Raw genomic sequence first — 18358 nt, 5'->3', positions numbered from 1 at the left:
AAGTTAAAAAAGTTCTGTGTACGGATTTATTAGACTATCTCACATATTAATGCGCAGTGTTTACAAATTAGTAAGATTTGGCGTTTCCAAGGGTACTTTTTCTTAAATAGAACTAGTTTAAGGTCGATAATTTTTGTTGCTTAGTGATTATATGTAAATAATTGATAATCAATTATTTGGTGCGGATAGTAAATACGCTTGGCACTATATTCAACTCCAGTAACAAAACTGGTATATTTGAGGTTGGTATCCACACTTTTGTCAAATTCTTATGGGAAAAGTAACATCTACTGCTTTTCGTACACCTATCTACGGATTAGGCCTGCTATTCACAATAATTTATTTGCTACCAGGCTTAGGCTCCAGTTTGGGCCAGCAAAAATTTGCGGTCAAGGAATTAGGTTTTAGCCAAGGAAATTTCAGAGTGTCGGAATCTGGTGCCTTAACATATACTATTCCGATTCAAGTAGTTCCTGGGGCTTCGGGTACACAACCAGCCATCAGCATTGGCTATAACCACCAAGCTGGAGAAGGTATGATGGGAATAGGTTGGTCAATCCAGGGTCTTTCGGCTATAAGCCGCGTCCCTCGCAATAGAGCAAATGATGAATCAGTTAGCCGAAGATCCCTAGGTCGGCAATTTACTTTTGACAGACGAGATCGATTTAATTTAGATGGGCAACTGATGGTACTGACATCAGAAGATGTTAATGCTGCTTCTAATCAATTGGCAGATGGAAAATATGGATTGCCTAAAACAAGCTACTATACAGAGAAAAATAGCTTCTCTAAAATTATTATTAATGATACTCTGAATAATTCACCGACCTGCTTTACGGTATACACTAATTCAGGAATGATAATGGAGTACGGAAACACTCCAGATTCACGGATTGAAGCTCAGGGCAAAAATATCCCAGTACAATGGCTGGTGAATAAGATTAGTGATACAAAGGGAAATTATATTTTATTTAAGTATAAAAAAGATAAGACTAAAGGAGAGACACTGCCATCAAGTATAGAGTATACTGGTAATGACAAGGCAGGTGTAGTTCCATTCGCTTCCTTAGTTTTTCAATACGAAAATCTACCTATAGCAACAGTAAAGTTTCAAAGCGGTTCCCAAACAACTTTTTCGCAGCGATTATCAGCGGTTGAATGTCGATTTAAGACAGACATTGTCCGAAAGTACTCGTTTAAATACGAGCTTAAACCAGGTTATGAAAAAAGTTATCTAACCCAGATTCAGGAATCGGTTGGGGCTACTATGCTAGATCCGCTCAAGATTACCTGGAAAAATGACAATCCTTATATCGACTATGAAAGGGAAGAAGCACTCCTGAACTCGAACACACTAAAAAGAAATGACAGTAAACCCAGAGTAGCCTATTTCGGCGATTGGGATGGTGATGGGTTACAGGATATGATGATTCATGTGCTAAAATCGGATCATAAATACCCTATTTTCTATCAATCTACAAAAAAGCCTTTTGATACAGCCATCTTTCATCAGAATTTGGGTAGTGCAGAAGAAAGCGAGTGGAGACCTATTGGTGGGTTTATCAGCAGACGATATTCTGAACTCCCTTTTGATGTTCCTCCACCATCATTAGATGAAACCAGCAATTTTGTAGTGACTGATTTTAATGCTGATGGCAAAAGCGATTTAATTTGGTACCGTCCTAAAGATGGATTGAACTATTTCTATCTGAATAATTCCGACGGTGCAAAAATTAGGTTTGTAAAACAACAATTCAGTGGTTTAACTCCGCCTTCAAATCAATTTTTCACCAAAGCTTATGAACTTAGTGTAAGAGATTTTAACAATGATGGCCTAACGGATTTAATTTTTTACTGTAAGCAGGGGGATGGATCTGTTAAAAATTCAGTCTGGCAGACAGTGCCATCAGGAGGTAATCAAATTAGTGGCTCTTCACTTCAACTATCAACTTTTTCGGATGGCCTGATTCAGAAAGCAAATGGTTGGAACATACCCATTGCAAAAACGGATACCTCAAGGATATACTTTGAAGACCTAAATGGGGATGGTTTATTAGATGCATTAGCCATTAACAATAATCAGGCGACTAAAATAACGAGTGGTCCAGTAGATAATGGTAACGTACGAATCTTTCCTCAACGAAACTATGAAACTATTCGCAACAGTCAGGCAGTCTACACAAATGAATTTGATACAAAATCGCTTAGCCCCTTTGAGGTACCAATTGTAAGTATTTTCGTAGCAACAGGAAAGCCTCCGAAGATAGTAAAAAACTACGATGATATCCTGATAACCGATTTTAATGGAGATGGGCTTCCTGATATTTTTATCTACGGCTTTAATAAAGATGCACGCCAGTTCAGCTTTTATGTAAACAACGGAGATTTCATATTTTCAACACCAAATAATAATCCACGCATTTTATCTGATGGACGCACCGTTGAGTCTGTTCTTCCTAACTCGTCTTACAAAATCTATGTGCGAGATGTAAATACAGATGGATTACCTGACTTACTTTTTTCAGATGACAAAACAGTTCTGACCTGTATAAATCTGGGTGGATTTAGATTCCAAAGCCCCATGCCGGATTTTGCCAAGTTCAATACTAAAAACGTTTATTTAAGAGGAAACTTTTTGGGGAATGGCAAGCAATCGGAGGTATATTTCGACTATGATACAGGTGAAAATAAACATCGGATTCCTTCAAAAAGTGACCAAAAGACCAACAATGTGGTTGTCTCGATTGCTGAAGTATTTAAGCAGTGCAACATAAAATATACAACTATTTATGATAAAGATATCTTCAATAATGCGACACTTACAGAGTATAAATATCCGCTTACAAAAGGGACTATACCCCTCAGTGTAGTGAGCCAGTTAGAAGTCCTCACTAATCTAACCTTTCGTACATATTCTTACACCTATCAGGGGGCGGTGATGGACTTGAGAGGAAGGGGATTCAGAGGCTTTGAGCGGATGACAACCTATGATGTAGGTAAGAATAGGACAGAAATTAAATTTTTTGACTACGCAGAGGATTATCGTGATGATCCGCTCAAAAGGATTGCGGTCTACAGCGGAACGGGAATTAATACTAAACTCCTCTCTAATAATTTTTTTACACCTGAGATAAACCAGGGAAGTGTATCACGGTCCTATTTTACGTTCCCTCGGCAGACACAAGTTGTTAAATATGAGCCAAGTACGCAAAAAGTTAATAACTCAATAAACACTCGGCAGACGGTTGATTTCTATGGTAATGTTCTGTCGACGGTTTCCGACTATGGAAACGGGATGGTAGATTCAATAGCAAATACCTATACCAATGATGAACAAAATTGGTTTTTGGGACGACTTACCAAGGCCACCATTTACAAACGGATGCCAGGGAAACCGCTTCAGACAAACTCTTCAACTTTTGAATATGACAAAGAATCTGGGCTATTAACAAAGGAAATCAGTAACGCTGACGCTGGGGACGAAAAACTATTAAAAACGAAACGGTATAAACATGATGTTTTTGGCAACATTGTTGAAAGTTCGATTCGGGCTTGGAATGGTAAAGCGTGGGAAGAACGAACGACAAAGACGGAGATGGATGCTTTAGGTCGTTTTATAATCAAAACCACTAACTCCTTAGGTCATTCATCAACTTTTAAGTATGATGAAAAGACGGGTAATGCTCTGGAAACAACCGATCCCAATAAACTAACAACTAAATTTGAGTATGATGCCCTTGGGCGAAAACGAAAGGAAATCCTCCCTGATGGCAACTGGACAACCCAGGATTTTTATTATCAAGACGAACGAATCTTTGGAAATCCGTACGAGTGTAAAACCAATTGTCAGCGAATATTCCCTTATCCGTTTATTGCCTATGTTGTTTACAAGCAATCATCAGTCGGCCCGCCTGTGGTTGACTATTATGATGAGCTAAACAGAAACATAGGTTCAAAAACTACGGGCTTCAATGGACAAACTATTAACAAATACAGACTCTATTCTCCAGTCAAAGAAGCAGAAATAAATGTAGAATACAATCCATTTGCTGACGGTGAAACTCCACAGGAAACACGGTTTACCTACGATGAATTTGGTCGGCTTATAAAAACAGATCGCCCAACTAATCGGTCAGAGCGGATCGAGTATAATGGCAATACAACCACGTATATTAACGCGCTGAATCAACGAAAGATAGCTGTTAAAAACAGTAAAGATAATGTTATCAAAGTCACCGATGAGCAGGGTAACGTGCTAACCTATGACTATGATGCCAATAATAATTTATTAAAAACAACTGACCCTAAAGGCAATAACCTAACAGCAGAGTATGATTTTAGGGGATTCAAAATTAAGTCGACTGATCCTAACCTTGGAACTTATCAATATGAATATAACGGATTTGGGGAACTAATCAGGCAGATAAACCCGCGCGGACATATTACCGAGATTGAGTATGATAATTTAGGTCGAGTAAAAAAGCAGGTCGAGAAAGAGGGGACAACTACATGGAGTTATGACTTAGGGTCGAGAGGAGTAGCTTTTGGCAAACCTACTTCCGTATCGTACACCGCAGGGAACATAAATACTGATTATGAGTATGATAACCTACAAAGACTAACCGCCGAGCGCAAATCAATAGATGGCAAGACTTATGTTAGCCGGTTTACATATGATTCTAACAGCCGACCGAATACATACACTTACCCATCTGGTTTTCAGGTAAAATATGAATACAATTTAGTCGGTTTTTTGGAGCTGATTAGAAGAGCCAGCGATAACCAGATTGTATGGCGAGCTAAAACATTTAATGCCCGGGGGCAAATTGGGCTACAGGAGTTTGGAAATGGGACACAAACTCAGTATCAATTTGACCAGAACACGAATGAACTGCGAAAAATTGAAGTGTCGAAGGGTAGTCAATTTGTACTCAATCAGCAATATAGTTACGATCAGATTAGTAATCTGACCGAACGACGCGAACTGTCTAAAAATAAGCAGGAGCGGTTCACTTATGATAATTTGAATCGCCTGACTCGGTCAGAGGTCATTGGCGGAAGTGTCGTCTCGGTGACATATGATATTTTAGGGAATATCCTGTTCAAGTCGGATGTGGGCTCTTACGATTACGGAACCACAAATAAAGGACCCCATCAGGTAATAAATATTACGCCGTCCAGCTCAGCAACAGCCGTTGTCTGCAGCCCAACTATAGCCGTTAATACTGAATATAACTCCTTTAACAAAGTTACTAAGATAAGCAATGACACTGCTTATGTGGATATTTCATACGGAGTCGACAAACAGCGGGTAATGCAGCGTATGTATATCCGTAATAAATTAGTTCGTACGAAGATTTATGTTAACAACACGTTTGAAGTAGAAACCACTTTACAGGAAACTCGGGAAGTGCATTATTTGAGGGCGGGGAACGGCGTTTTTGGAACATTTATCAAGAGTGATAAAGGACAATCTCGTACGGAATACTGGCATAAAGATAATCTGGGCTCCCTAGTCGCCATTACAGATGAGCAGGGTAAAGTTGTTGTAGAATTAAGTTATGATGCCTGGGGTAAACGTAGAAATTCTGATTGGTCACAGCTAACGGCAACTACTAAAGTAGATGAAGCGGCCCGTGAACGCGGATTTACCACACATGAGCACTATGACCTGTTCGACTTAGTCGACATGAATGGTAGAATTTATGACCCCACTCTGGGAAGATTCATATCGGCTGACCCGTATATCCAGGATATATCAAACCTCCAGAATTACAACCGATATAGTTATGTACTGAATAACCCGCTTACTTATTCAGATCCGAGTGGTTATTTTAGTATTGGACCGATCAGCTTTCCTAATCCAGTTGAGCAAATAATTGATGTGCTCAACTGGATAACACCTGCACTAACGGGTGTTACGACGGGTATCGACCGGGCAGTCGAGAAAGGCACTAAATGGATTAAAGAGAATTGGAAAACCGTGGTGGCAGTAGCCGTAGCCGTTGCTGTTACCTATTTTACAGGCGGGCTTGGTGCAGGACTTGCCGGGGCTATTATAGCTGGGGCTGCGGGTGGTTTTGCCGGGAGCTTTACCGGGACACTTTTGAATGGTGGAACTGTTTATGACGCTTTAGAAGAAGGGGGCCGAGGGGCAATAATTGGAGGGGCTACCGCAGGGTTAACATATGGCGTAGGGTCAGCAGCTCAAAGTCTAGGGACAGCCGGAAATTCAGTTACCCCTGCTGGTTATGCCGTTAAAATTGCGGGACATGGTTTGGTACAGGGTGGTATGAGCGTAGCACAGGGCGGTAAGTTTAGTCATAGTTTTTATGCTGGTGCAGTGACGGGGGCATTTGGACCAATTAGTGGCAATATTGACTCGCAGTTGGGTCAGGTTGCCGCTGCTGCTGCTTTAGGCGGTACTGTTTCTGTAATAAACGGAGGCAAGTTTGGTAATGGTGCTGTCACAGGAGCCTATGTACAATTTTTTAATGAGTTAAGTCATCCTGGGCTTGACCCAGGTACCAGCGAGCAGACTAAAGAGTCATTGAAGTTTTCCAAAAGTATAGATGAAACACTAAAAACTATGGGAACAGTAACTGATGTATTTGGAGTTGCAGACGTTCTTGGGGGACCGGGCCTAGCTTTAGATGTGTATTCAGCGTATAGTGATTATAATCAAAGTAATTATGCTGGTATGGTTCAGACGGCTGCAAAGGTTGTTATTGTCTCTGGAACTGTTGCTGTCTTAGGCCTAGCGGGTACTGAAGTACTTTTAGTATATACTGCCGCTTATGCTGGCGTAGTTGGTGTTAGTTGGGCGTACAATAATGCCATCAGTACAGCAAAGAATCTGAATACTAATTTGCAACAAAAATGAAAAAGATCATATTCGCCACCTTCTGCTTGATCAAAATAAGTTTTGTTATAGCTCAACCAGCAATTACATACGACCAAAGTGGCAATCGTATTAGTATCAAAAAAGGTGGCAATAAGCCTGCTATTTCGACAATTTCTGGAATCAACCAGAATATAACTTTTGCCGGTACGAGCCAGGAAAGTGGGGCATATACTTATACTGTTGCCAATACTTCCGGCTCCATGTATCAATGGACTGTAAATGGGGGAAGAGTTATCAACGGGCAGGGCCAGAATGAAGCACTGGTTGTATGGCAAAAGAATACCAAAAATGCCGGAAATGTTTTTGTGGTTGAAACAAATCGAGCAGGATGTAAAAGTGATACGGCCAAATATTCTGTTACGTTTGGTATCATTACCGCTACGGGTGGACCTTATTCCGAGCAAACGCTTAACCTGTTTCCAAACCCAACTCATCGTGAATTGACCGTATCATTTACGTTGGACGTTACTAGTGAAGTTTCCGCATCAATCATGAATATACTTGGCCAGGAAATACGACTTTATGATTGGGGAAAACAATCACGTGGTCCACATGTCAATTATATTAATGATTTAGATCTACTGCCAAGTGGTACTTATCTACTCACGCTGAAAACGCAACAGATAACTACCACTCAAAAAGTGGTAGTTAAATAAAGTCGTAACTATTTTGATTATTTACCGATTGGTGGGCATCTGACCGATATAGGTAAGATGTAGTGAATTGACAAATTAATTAGCAAGTAGCCATCCTTGATAAATCCAGTGTTGCCACGAACGGCTGAGGTAAATACTTCAGTATTCCCTTGAAAAAGCTGTTGAGCCGTTGTAAAACGGTTTGTATTGACGCGAGCAGCATCATATTCAAATCGGCGATCAGCCATCAATTTAGATAAGCCTTGCACTGCATCAGGTTGAGGATAGGAACCTGCAACGTCATCAAGATAATCCGAAAAAGTATAGCGAAACCCGATTTCAAAACCTAAGTTAAAATCCTGGTTTAGGCGATAACGCATGCCAACCCCGATTGGAATAGCAACGCTTAACAGAGAATAAGGTGCCTCATAACCGGGTTGCCCCTGCCCTTCAGTGTTCAGAGGCTGAAGTTTTACCCAGTGACGGGCTTCAAAATCACCATTATCATTTCTAGATGTGGTTGGAGTAAGGGCCTCAGGATTGTGAGCTATCAGAGCAAGTCCTCCGAATATGTAAGGGGTTATCTCTGCACGATTGAGTGAATTTCGTCCATCTGCAAAAAAATTATAAATACCCGTAATCGCTAACTCCTTAACATCGTTGCGAAAATGCAGATTTCGAGCAAATTGAGCTGCAAACTGAGTCGCATTATCTTTACTATATGTGTAATCATCCCCTACAATACGAACCCATGTAAACATGGCACGGGTCGCAAAATGGGGGGTTAGCTGGCGAGTGACCCCTAAACCAATATTCCAACGAGGTAACGTTGTCAGCGACTTGATCGGTTGACTGTAACCAGCTAAATCGCCTAAGTAGGTTGAAGAACCTGCACTGAATACAATCGAATAGTAAGGTAAAAAGTTAGTGTTTTTTTGACGCCATTGCGCGAAACCTTTATCGATTTGAAATAGTAGCAAATAGACTAGCAATAGCCGTAAAACCAGTTGTTTGCTGTTTTGGTGTGAGTGAAAATTCGTAGTCAAAAGCATATGTAAAAATACCTTTATCCTTGAAACGATTGTAATAGCTAATGCAATTTATATATACCCGAATGCATAACTAAGTAATTACTTTTTTAATCCTTTTTATGATCTAACTCCTCAGCACTACTATCGCGCCCATTGCCTGTAGTAGTTATATACTATGAAGACATCGCTATAGAGTAATATTGGCCTTATTTTGATTGCCCTAATGGGTATACCATTTGGTAGGCAGGCGGCAACATAAAATAAACACTTTGCCAGGATAGACAACAAAAAATGAGTGTAAAGGCAGGTTTGAGTTACGAGGGCTCGCATTACCTACTCCACCCCGGGGCTTTATTTTGGAATGCACCAAAATGAAGATGGTCCGATTTAGCGGCATGCTGTAAGGGGGCAGGATAAGGGTTCTTCCAAGGCCACCTGTGTCTATCAGTTGTGTTAAGGTAGATCTAATTCTTACACTTTTTGTCAGGGTGGAATTTTCTGTTCTATGAATTCAATTCCTTTTGTACTTTGGAGGAGATGAATCAAGAATTAGTCCTACTTGTTATGTCCACGCGCTTTTACTTCCTTCTTCTGCTTGGAACCATGCTGCTGCCTAACGCATCCTACGCTCAAAATCAAACTAAAGTAGATTCATTTTTACAATTAAATGAGCAGATAAAAATCCTGAATGGACAAGGTAACTTCGGTCAAGCACTTAAAATGGTCCAAAAAGTACTCAACATAGCCCAGGGAATTGGAGAAACCTATCCAACCTATCCAGTAGCGCTGGCCGTTTTAGCCAATGCGTACTTTCATACTGGCCAATATGGAGAAGCTTTACCATGGCTTGAAAAGGCACTGGATGTGTATGCCAAAAGATCGGGAAAGCAAAGTGCGATTTATGCCACCATTCTCAATAATATAGGAGTAATTTATACGAATACAAGCCTTATCCAAACTAAATGAATGCCTTTCGGGAAACTGTATTAGGTAAAAAGGCTATTGGTTACGCAATTACCTTGAACAATATTGTGATGGTTTACATAAAATCGGGACAATATAAAGAAAGCTTACCCGATCTATCCAGAGCACTTGACGAGTGTTTACGTATTTTTCAAGCTGAAAAGGGGCCGATTCGTGCCGAATACTTGGGAGCACTTAATAATAGAGCAGCCTTGTGGCAGTTTGAAGGTAAATATGAGGATGCCCTAAAGGTATACACTGCGATTTTAGCTATTAATAAAAACATCATTGGAACAAATCACCCTGATTATGGGACAACTCTCAACAATATAGGCTTACAATTATATTTCCTAAGACGATACGAAGAAGCCGAATTACGCTTCCTCGAAGCACAAGCTATAGCCAAAGTTGCATTGGGTACTACTCATGAAAACTATGCATTGGCTTCAGAAAGTTTGGCAAGGATATACCAGATTACTGGCCAGTACTCTAAGGCAGTATGGCAATTGAAGGAAACATACACGTCGTTTCAACAGCAATTAGTGCAGTTTTTATCTTTTTCTTCCCAGCAACAACAAGCCAATTATGTAGACGCTCATAATTCTAAGTTCACCTACGGCTATTCTTTCGCACTTCGTCATCACCGCCAACAACCTGATTTGGCAGGTTAGGCGTTTAATACTGCGCTTTTTCATAGTGGTTTGCTACTCAACGCCGGTCAAAGTTTGTACCGGACATTAGAAAAAAGTCCTGATGCCAATATACGTCAGCTATTTACTGAACTTAAAACCGTTAAAGCGGCTTTGGCTACCCAATATAGTCGCCCAATAAGGGAACGCTCCAACGTATCGGAACTGCAAACTAGGGCCGATGGCTTAGAGCAAAAACTAAACCAGCAATCCCAACAATTTCGGGATATTCGGAAAGACATTCTCATTCAATGGCCGCAGGTATTACAATCACTAAAGCCAAGAGAAGCCGCTATCGAATTCGTTTCGTTTGATGACCACAATGATAAGTGTAACTGTAACGATAGTACGGTCTATGCCGCCTTCGTCATCCGGCCTGGCTATGTACAACCTCATTTTGTTCGCCTTTTTGAGCAGCGACAATTAGATAAACTACTAGCCAGGTCAGGAGAAACTGTTGAAGCACAGGTGAATGCCATCTTTCGGGAAGGGGTTAAGGCAAAATCCGTTACTGGTAGCGCGGAAGTTAGCCAGGGAGTTGCCCTATCCCGCCTAATCTGGCAGCCAATTATTTCACTGTTGGCAGGTGTAAAAACGGTGTACTATGCCCCCGCTGGTAATCTCCACCAGGTTGCATTTGCAGCTCTGCCCCACCCCAGATACATTGCTACTCGACTCTCCGACAGCCTGACACTTCAACAGGTAGGCAGTACGCGGCAATTAGTGCAGCGAACTAGCATCGACTATCTACCAAAGAACTTTACAGCTGCAGTGTATGGAAATATCGTATATAGCATTGATAGCCTGACCCTGGCCCGCCGGGCTATACCAACCAGATCAAAACAGGTAAAGTCGGATCTGAAAGCAGGTCAGCATAATAAGCCGTTTAGCGAATTACCTGGTACAATTGTGGAATTAGACAGTATGAAAAAGTATGTGACTTGGCAGCAAGGGGTTAGCTGGTATACCAACACCTCGGCGACTGAAGAGCAGGTCAAGGTCCATTCAGGTCAGGGACCAGACGCACTGCATGTTTCTACCACGGGTATTTCTATCCGGGTCCAGTGAATCCTGTAAATAATAAGTTGGGGCAACTTCCCAATAACTTCGCCGGGGCCGAGAATCCACTGTTGCGGTCGGGCCTGGCGATGGCCGGGGCCAATCATGTCTGGCTTGGGGGCAAACCCATAGCCGGTATGGATGACGGCATTCTGACAGCATTGGAAGTGTCTGATCTTGACTTATCAAACACGAAATTAGCCGTCTTATCGGCCTGTGAAACGGGGCTCGGCCAGATCACTTCTGAAGGTGTGTTTGGCTTACAACGGGCATTCAAACTGGCTGGAGTTAGGTATCTTTTGATAAGCTTGTGGAAAGTTCGAGATGATTACATTGCCGAATACATGGCTCTCTTTTACTAGAAATTGTCGGCACAACAACCCATACGTGAAGCTTACCAGGCTACCCTGAAAACTCTACGGTATAAATATCCCAATGAACCATATCGCTGGGCTGCGTTTGTGTTAGTTGAGTAAGGCACTTGGTTTTCGCTCAGACATTAATCTCGCTCGGAATACCAAATACATGCTTTCTCGCACTATTAATTTCAATCTGGCTATACCAACCTATTATACAATATTAGTATAAAAATGGGTCGGAGGTCGAGATTATCGTCAACTGTTGTCTAATACTGCAAAAGGTTATTAGTAGTAGTATCTGGACAATAAATAATCGTACAGCCTACCATAATAACACAATTTAAACGCGCCCTATGGATGAAAAAGCATTTTAAATAACTCACAACCGTTATCAAAAAGAATATTTAATTTCTCTCTTAAGATGGTACTTTCGCAGCTAAATACGGATTTAGTCAATAGACAGTTGATATATAGTGTGTATCTTATTTGTATCCTAGACTGAACTTCAAGACCGTATTGAATTGACTATTAGATAATTATAATTCATATGCAGCTTTTAGACGGTAAGGTTCTTTCTTCTCAAATTAAACTGGAAATCGCAGCTGAAGTAGCACAGATTCGTGAGCAGGGTGGCAAAATTCCTCATTTGGTAGCGATTCTGGTCGGTAACAAGGGTGCTTCGGAAACCTACGTAGCTTCGAAAATGAAAAACTGCGAAGAGGTAGGTATGCATTCAACACTCATCCGATTCGATCCTTCCGTTTCAGAAGCTGAGTTGCTTGATAAAGTACGCGAAGTGAATGAAAATCCGGATATGGATGGGCTGATCGTCCAACTCCCGCTTCCTGATCATATCAACCCCGACCGCATTATGGAAACCATCAATCCGGCTAAAGACGTGGATGGTTTTCACCCCATCAATATTGGTCGTATGGCTAAAGGACTTCCTGCGTATATCTCCGCTACACCACAGGGCGTTCTGGAAATGATTAAACGATACAATATCGAAACGTCTGGAAAACACTGCGTTGTGGTTGGTCGTAGCCAGATTGTCGGCCTGCCGATGTCAATTCTGATGCAGCGTAATATGTATCCAGGTAACTGTACAGTTACGCTAACCCATAGCCGTACGCAAAATCTGGCCGAAATCTGCCGAACAGCCGATATTCTGGTAGCTGCTCTAGGGAAACCTGAATTCGTCACCGCCGATATGGTGAAAGAAGGTGCCGTTGTGATCGATGTGGGCCTGGAACGCGTACCCGATGCCAGTAAGAAAAGCGGTTTTTCCCTGAAAGGCGACGTGAAATTCGATGAGGTAGCACCTAAAACGAGTTTTATTACGCCCGTTCCCGGTGGTGTCGGCCTGATGACCATCTGCTCGCTCATGCAGAATACATTGAAAGCTGCCAGGGGAGAAGTGTATTAAATTACTTTATCTCCAATCACAGTAGATACGCTACCTTAACAAACTTTAACAGGCTGCCTTAACCTGTACGGCCTTGTTTTTGCGTAATTTTGGCTGTACGTACACAAAAAGTAATCCGTTAATCTTCATTTGTATGCAATCTTTCAAACGCCTGAATACCCTCACAGGCTGGGCTGTTTTCGTTGTCGCGCTGATTACCTATGCGATGACCGTTGAACGGACGGCTAGTTTCTGGGACTGTGGCGAATTCATTGCGTGTTCGTTTAAACTTCAGGTGCCGCACCCGCCTGGCGCGCCATTTTTTCTTCTGCTCGGTCGACTCTTCTCCATGATGTCGTTTGGCGATCTAACCAATGTGGCTTATTGGGTAAACATGGCATCAGTGTTGGCGAGTGCGTTCACCATTGCTTTTCTGTTCTGGACAATTACCATGCTGGCGCAGAAACTTCTCGGAAAATCGGAGAGTGAGTACACGATGGGCGACACACTTTTGGTACTGGGAGCTAGTGCTGTAGGGTCTCTGGCGTATACATTCTCGGATACGTTCTGGTTCTCAGCCGTTGAGGCCGAAGTATACGGAATGTCGTCATTTTTCACAGCTATTGTCGTATGGGCAGCGTTCAAATGGGAGCGAATCGATGATGAAGCTGCGGCTAATCGCTGGCTTATTTTCATTGCTTATCTAACGGGTCTATCCATTGGCGTTCACTTGTTGAACCTGGTAACGCTACCAGCTTTAGCCTTGATTTACTATTTCAAAAAACAACCAAAACCAACGTTCTGGGGTGGTGTAATCGCTGCTGGCATAGGTCTGGTTGTGCTGGCAATTATCAATGCCGGTATCATTCCAGGGCTGCCAGGTATGGCGTTTGCCGTTGAACGTTTCTTTGTTAATACGCTTGGTTTACCGTTTACAACAGGGGCTAACTTCTTTATCGTTGTCTTCCTGGGGGCTATTGTTTATGGGATTATCTGGTCGGCGAAGCAGAAGCGTGTTGTACTCAATACCTCATTACTGGCTCTGGCGTTTGTCCTGATCGGATATGCGTCTTATATGCAGGTGCTGGTACGGGCAGACTTCAATCCGCCGATCAACGAAAATGATCCTAGCGATGAACTGAACTTCCTGTCGTATCTGCGTCGGGAACAATATGGTAGCCGTTCGTTGCTGTATGGTCCGGTCTTCACCTCGCGCCCGATTGATCAGAAACAAGGAGCACCAATCTGGAAAAAAGAAGGAAAGAAATACGTCGTTTTCGATCACCAGCCAGAGTATGTTTATTCTCCGGGCGATGAGATGTTGTTTCCCCGTGTGTATAGCACCCAGCAGAACCACCCAGCTTTATATCGGCAGATGCTCGGACTTGCTGAAGGACAAAAGCCGACAATGGGCGATAACCTGAAATTCCTGTTCAGTTATCAATTAGGACATATGTGGTGGCGGTACCTGATGTGGAATTTCGCCGGTCGGGAAAGTGATGAAGAAGGGGCAGGCTATTTGTTGCCCTGGTCGTCAGACAACGGGGCTCCCGACTTGCTGAAGAACAACAAAGCGCGCGACAATTTCTATATGTTGCCATTTGCATTGGGTCTGTTCGGAATTGCCTTCCAATATTTCCGTCGCCGTCGCGATTTCCTGATTGTAGGATTACTCTTCCTATTCACGGGTATTGCTTTGCAAGTTTTCCTGAACTCTCCGCCAACCGAACCTCGTGAACGAGATTATATATACGTAGGCTCGTTCTATTTCTTCGCAATCTGGTTGGGCTTGGGTGTAATGGCACTAGCCGAAGGGTTGCGGAATGTAATTAAAGCCGATGTTGCCCGGAATGGACTGGTGGCAGGGTTATGCTTATTGGTTCCGGTTATGATGGGCGCGAAAAGCTGGGACAACCACAATCGCGACCACCGTTACCAGTCGGTCGATTTTGCCAAAAATCTGCTCAATTCCTGCGCACCCAATTCGGTACTCTTCACAGGTGGCGATAACGATACATTCCCGCTTTGGTATGTACAGGAAGTAGAGGGTTTCCGTACGGATGTGCGGGTGTGTAACCTGAGCTTGTTGGGTACGGAATGGTACATTCAGCAAATGAAGCGTAAGACGTATTTGTCGGATGCGTTACCGATTTCGCTGGAATTCGACAACTTCAATAAAGGCAAGAATGATATCGTGCCGTTCTACGAAGTGGCTGGGGTGAAAAACGGAATCGATCTGAAGCAGTATATCAACCTGATTAAGACGAATAATCCGGCTATTCAGGTACCGCTGACGAGTGGAGACATGACGAGCATTTTGCCATCATCGGTACTGTTCCTGCCTATTAATAAAGAAGCAGTTGATAAGGCGAATTTCGTGCCGGCCAATCTCCGTCCGCTCATGAAAGATACGTTGCAGTGGACCATCGGCAAGAAAGATCTGTATAAGCCGGATCTGATCATGCTCGATATTATTGCCACCAACAACTGGCAACGACCAATCTATTTTTCAAGTACGCTGGCTAGTGATAACTACCTGAGTCTGAAGAATTACATGCAGCTGGAAGGCTATGCCTATCGACTGATGCCAGTTGCTATTCCGGGCGCAACGGATGGTTATGTGAACTCCGACATCATGTATACGAACATGACGAAGAAGACGTTCTGGCGTGACTTCGACAATCCGAACTCGTATTACGACGAAACCTACAAAGGACCACCCGTAATTTCGGCTCGAATTGCCTTCTTCCGACTCGCTGATCAGCTTATGCGGGAAGGTAAGAAAGACAAAGCGCAGGAAGTACTCAATTACTCGTTGAAGGTTATTCCGGACAAGAGTATTCCGTACGACCAGATTTCGTCGAACTACGTACGCTTCCTGTTTGAATTAGGTGATAATAAAAAGGCGCTCGACATTGCTGAAACGATGGCTTCGCGCGCTGACCAGAATCTGACCTATTATAAGAGTGGCAAGGGGCGTTTCGGTAGTACGGACTCTGATCTGTATATTTTGCAAACAATTGTAGAAGCCTGCAAAGAAGCCAAACAAACGGCTGCGGCTAACAAATACGAAGCGATTTTCCAGAAGCATATCAACTCGTTCGGTTGATCACATGGGCATCAGCTAATCAATCGACCTCCCGAAAGATTCATTTTTTCGGGAGGTTTTGTTTTAAGCTAACGTGCCAACTAAATAAGTAATATCCGTCACTTCGTTCTATTTTGTAGAATTAAGGGTTTATGAGTATAACAGATTAGACAATAAGAAACTATGCTTCAATACATTATCTGGAATGTTGATCCTGAAATCGTTCGTATTGGCTCCTGGCCAGTGAGATGGTATGGCTTGCTGTTCGCTGCTGGATTTCTGATCGGAGTGCGGATTACAACCCACATTTTCAGGACGGAGAAGAAGCCCCTTGCTGATATGGATTCGCTGCTACTGACAATGGTGATGTCAACGATTCTTGGAGCGAGACTCGGTCACTTTTTGTTTTATGAACCCTATATGTTCATTCAAAATCCGTTATACATCATAACTCCGCCTTTTGGTGGGTTGGCTAGCCATGGGGGTATTCTAGGGGTCATTATTGGCCTTTGGCTTTACGCACGCCGTCAGTCGAGTCAAGCCAGCGGGCAAACGTTTTTATGGGTTAGTGACCGAATGTGTATCACCGCAGCATTGGCAGGAGCTTTCATTCGGTTTGGCAATCTAATGAACTCCGAAATCTTCGGGAAGCCAACAGATGTTCCCTGGGCGTTCATCTTCCTGAGAGATCATGATTATAGCCAGGTGCCCCGCCATCCTACTCAGTTATACGAATCTTTATCTTATCTGGTACTTTTCTTTATCTTATTTTGGTATTGGAAAAACTACCGTAGCCAATCAAAACCGGGTACAATGCTTGGTATATCGCTAATTTGGGTATTTGGCCTACGGTTTGTTTGGGAGTTCTACAAGGAAAACCAAGTGGCCTTTGAAGATAGTATGAGCCTCAATATGGGGCAACTGTTGAGTATACCAGCCATTTTACTTGGTCTGATCTTACTATTAAGAAATTTTATCAGACCTACTTCCTTAATTCCAGTAGCCTTGGTTATTCAGTCATCAAGCCTTTGTTGTCAGTGCAATTATCAGTCGGCTTTGCCAGTTTCAGAGCAAGTTCATTCCAACAGATGTGAAGATTTTATTTCTGAAAAACAGCTCCTTACACCCGATAAGCAATCTCTACTGGTTGTCCTAAAAAACGACTGTAAGGATCAATCGCTTCTGCCAGCAACTGTACAATTGAGCTATCGACTGGTTTAAAAAAAACGGGTTCGATAACCGCTTTCTCTTTCTTCGAAACCCGCTTCCAAACACCGATGATCTGACCGTCCAGCACAATGATTGGGCTGAATATACCATTTGCTGAAATCGCCTGTTTCTGATCTTCGGCTGAAAGTACAGCGCTCCGATCCTTATAACTCACGGTGTATTCATCGAAAGCGGGCAGCAAATGAATTGTCTTAGTCCTGGCAAAACCTGTACGGAGTGTGGAGCGAAACCAATATGTCTGATTACCAATCAGCTCCGAATTAAGATCAGATTTAATCATCTCCAAAGCTCGGCGCGCATCGGTGACCGATAAACCTGACCACCAGACGAAATCCAGTATCGTAGCAGGACCGTGACTACTGAAATATGTGTAGGCAAGTTTTGCTAAGCCTTCCTCACGAGTCAGTGAGGGTGGTTTAGGAATTCGCTCTTCGAGGAGCGCATACGTAATTTGCTTTCCATTGATCGGACCATTGCAGACAATTCCGTCTAATTCAGCCCGCATCATCAAGTGAGCCGACCGGTTTTCATCCGTACGAATCGACGATTTCTGGAGTTCGAGCATCAACTCTCCTCGAGTCAGATACGTATGTTCAATCAACGCTTTTTCAATAATTGTATGGCTCTGTACGATTAACTCTTCGCTGATTTCCAATGATTTAAGGCTTGACTTTAGCAAGGTTTTTACGTGCGGTGCAGTTACGTCGAGTAACCAGTAAATATCCTGAGCAGCCACAATGTGCCAGGTAGGTCGTAACAGATGCGTTCGAACGAGTTCGCCAGAATCGAGTGCGTGGGTAATTTGGGCCTCGGTATAGTCGGGCAGTCGGACGCCCATTGCCCATTTTACCATGTTGCCATCCTGCCCCTGGAGCGCGCCCATCCAACTCACTAGTTCACTTGGTGTTCGGAATGTCGACTCTTCAATTTGTTGGTTGACCAACCTTACGCGCGCTACATCGGAAAGAATCATACGGAATCAAGGCTAGCTTTAG

11 protein-coding genes are annotated in these 18358 nt (G+C 42.8%); 9 read left to right on the top strand and 2 right to left on the bottom strand.

Annotated elements, in window-relative coordinates; genetic code table 11:
• The first annotated feature begins 271 nt into the window (after positions 1–271).
• Complete coding sequence (locus tag ACYVE4_RS10200; RefSeq protein WP_461039575.1) at positions 272–6883, top strand: FG-GAP-like repeat-containing protein; 6612 nt, start codon at positions 272–274, stop codon at positions 6881–6883.
• Positions 6880–7560, top strand: coding sequence for a T9SS type A sorting domain-containing protein (locus ACYVE4_RS10195; protein ID WP_461039574.1), 681 nt, complete (start codon positions 6880–6882; stop codon positions 7558–7560). Before ACYVE4_RS10200 ends, ACYVE4_RS10195 begins: the two co-directional genes overlap by 4 nt.
• A 17-nt stretch (positions 7561–7577) precedes the next feature.
• On the opposite strand, the gene ACYVE4_RS10190 is transcribed toward ACYVE4_RS10195, so the two are convergent.
• Positions 7578–8585, bottom strand: coding sequence for a DUF6089 family protein (locus tag ACYVE4_RS10190; protein ID WP_461039573.1), 1008 nt, complete (start codon positions 8583–8585; stop codon positions 7578–7580).
• A gap of 522 nt (positions 8586–9107) precedes the next feature.
• Here ACYVE4_RS10190 and ACYVE4_RS10185 point away from each other — a divergent pair.
• The 7 genes from ACYVE4_RS10185 to lgt all read left to right on the top strand — a co-directional run bounded on the left by ACYVE4_RS10185 (position 9108) and on the right by lgt (position 17354).
• Complete coding sequence (locus tag ACYVE4_RS10185) at positions 9108–9536, top strand: tetratricopeptide repeat protein (RefSeq protein WP_461039572.1); 429 nt, start codon at positions 9108–9110, stop codon at positions 9534–9536.
• Positions 9533–10204, top strand: a complete 672-nt coding sequence (locus ACYVE4_RS10180; RefSeq protein WP_461039571.1) for a tetratricopeptide repeat protein — start codon at positions 9533–9535, stop codon at positions 10202–10204. Before ACYVE4_RS10185 ends, ACYVE4_RS10180 begins: the two co-directional genes overlap by 4 nt.
• A 54-nt stretch (positions 10205–10258) precedes the next feature.
• Positions 10259–11290, top strand: a complete 1032-nt coding sequence (locus ACYVE4_RS10175; RefSeq protein ID WP_461039570.1) for a CHAT domain-containing protein — start codon at positions 10259–10261, stop codon at positions 11288–11290.
• Entirely contained in the window at positions 11287–11643 is a 357-nt protein-coding gene (locus ACYVE4_RS10170) for a CHAT domain-containing protein (protein WP_461039569.1), read from the top strand. Before ACYVE4_RS10175 ends, ACYVE4_RS10170 begins: the two co-directional genes overlap by 4 nt.
• Before the next feature lie 544 nt (positions 11644–12187).
• Positions 12188–13066: a bifunctional 5,10-methylenetetrahydrofolate dehydrogenase/5,10-methenyltetrahydrofolate cyclohydrolase gene (locus ACYVE4_RS10165; RefSeq protein ID WP_461039568.1), complete on the top strand. Its 879-nt coding sequence runs from the start codon at positions 12188–12190 to the stop codon at positions 13064–13066.
• 133 nt (positions 13067–13199) lie between these two features.
• Positions 13200–16154, top strand: a complete 2955-nt coding sequence (locus ACYVE4_RS10160; protein ID WP_461039567.1) for a protein O-mannosyl-transferase family — start codon at positions 13200–13202, stop codon at positions 16152–16154.
• Between the two features lie 162 nt (positions 16155–16316).
• Positions 16317–17354 carry a prolipoprotein diacylglyceryl transferase gene (lgt, locus tag ACYVE4_RS10155; protein WP_461039565.1) on the top strand — a complete coding sequence of 346 codons (1038 nt, stop codon included), beginning with the start codon at positions 16317–16319 and terminating at the stop codon, positions 17352–17354.
• Here lgt and ACYVE4_RS10150 read toward each other — a convergent pair.
• On the bottom strand, positions 17254–18336 hold the full coding sequence (locus ACYVE4_RS10150; RefSeq protein ID WP_461039563.1) for a winged helix DNA-binding domain-containing protein: 1083 nt from the start codon (positions 18334–18336) through the stop codon (positions 17254–17256). The two genes, lgt and ACYVE4_RS10150, sit on opposite strands and share 101 nt — an antisense overlap.
• Between the last annotated feature and the right edge of the window lie 22 nt (positions 18337–18358).

This window comes from Spirosoma harenae (assembly GCF_054776975.1).
The sequence above is the reverse complement of the archived record's forward strand: the minus strand, read 5'-3'. Positions and strand labels throughout refer to the sequence as shown.

What these genes read in the sequence shown, in the direction of transcription:
- ACYVE4_RS10200 (WP_461039575.1), top strand. Translation starts at nt 272, where the DNA reads ATGGGAAAAGTAACATCTACTGCTTTTCGTACACCTATCTACGGATTA.
- ACYVE4_RS10195 (WP_461039574.1), top strand. Translation starts at nt 6,880, where the DNA reads ATGAAAAAGATCATATTCGCCACCTTCTGCTTGATCAAAATAAGTTTT.
- ACYVE4_RS10185 (WP_461039572.1), top strand. Translation starts at nt 9,108, where the DNA reads ATGAATCAAGAATTAGTCCTACTTGTTATGTCCACGCGCTTTTACTTC.
- ACYVE4_RS10180 (WP_461039571.1), top strand. Translation starts at nt 9,533, where the DNA reads ATGAATGCCTTTCGGGAAACTGTATTAGGTAAAAAGGCTATTGGTTAC.
- ACYVE4_RS10165 (WP_461039568.1), top strand. Translation starts at nt 12,188, where the DNA reads ATGCAGCTTTTAGACGGTAAGGTTCTTTCTTCTCAAATTAAACTGGAA.
- ACYVE4_RS10160 (WP_461039567.1), top strand. Translation starts at nt 13,200, where the DNA reads ATGCAATCTTTCAAACGCCTGAATACCCTCACAGGCTGGGCTGTTTTC.
- lgt (WP_461039565.1), top strand. Translation starts at nt 16,317, where the DNA reads ATGCTTCAATACATTATCTGGAATGTTGATCCTGAAATCGTTCGTATT.
- ACYVE4_RS10150 (WP_461039563.1), bottom strand. Translation starts at nt 18,336, where the DNA reads ATGATTCTTTCCGATGTAGCGCGCGTAAGGTTGGTCAACCAACAAATT.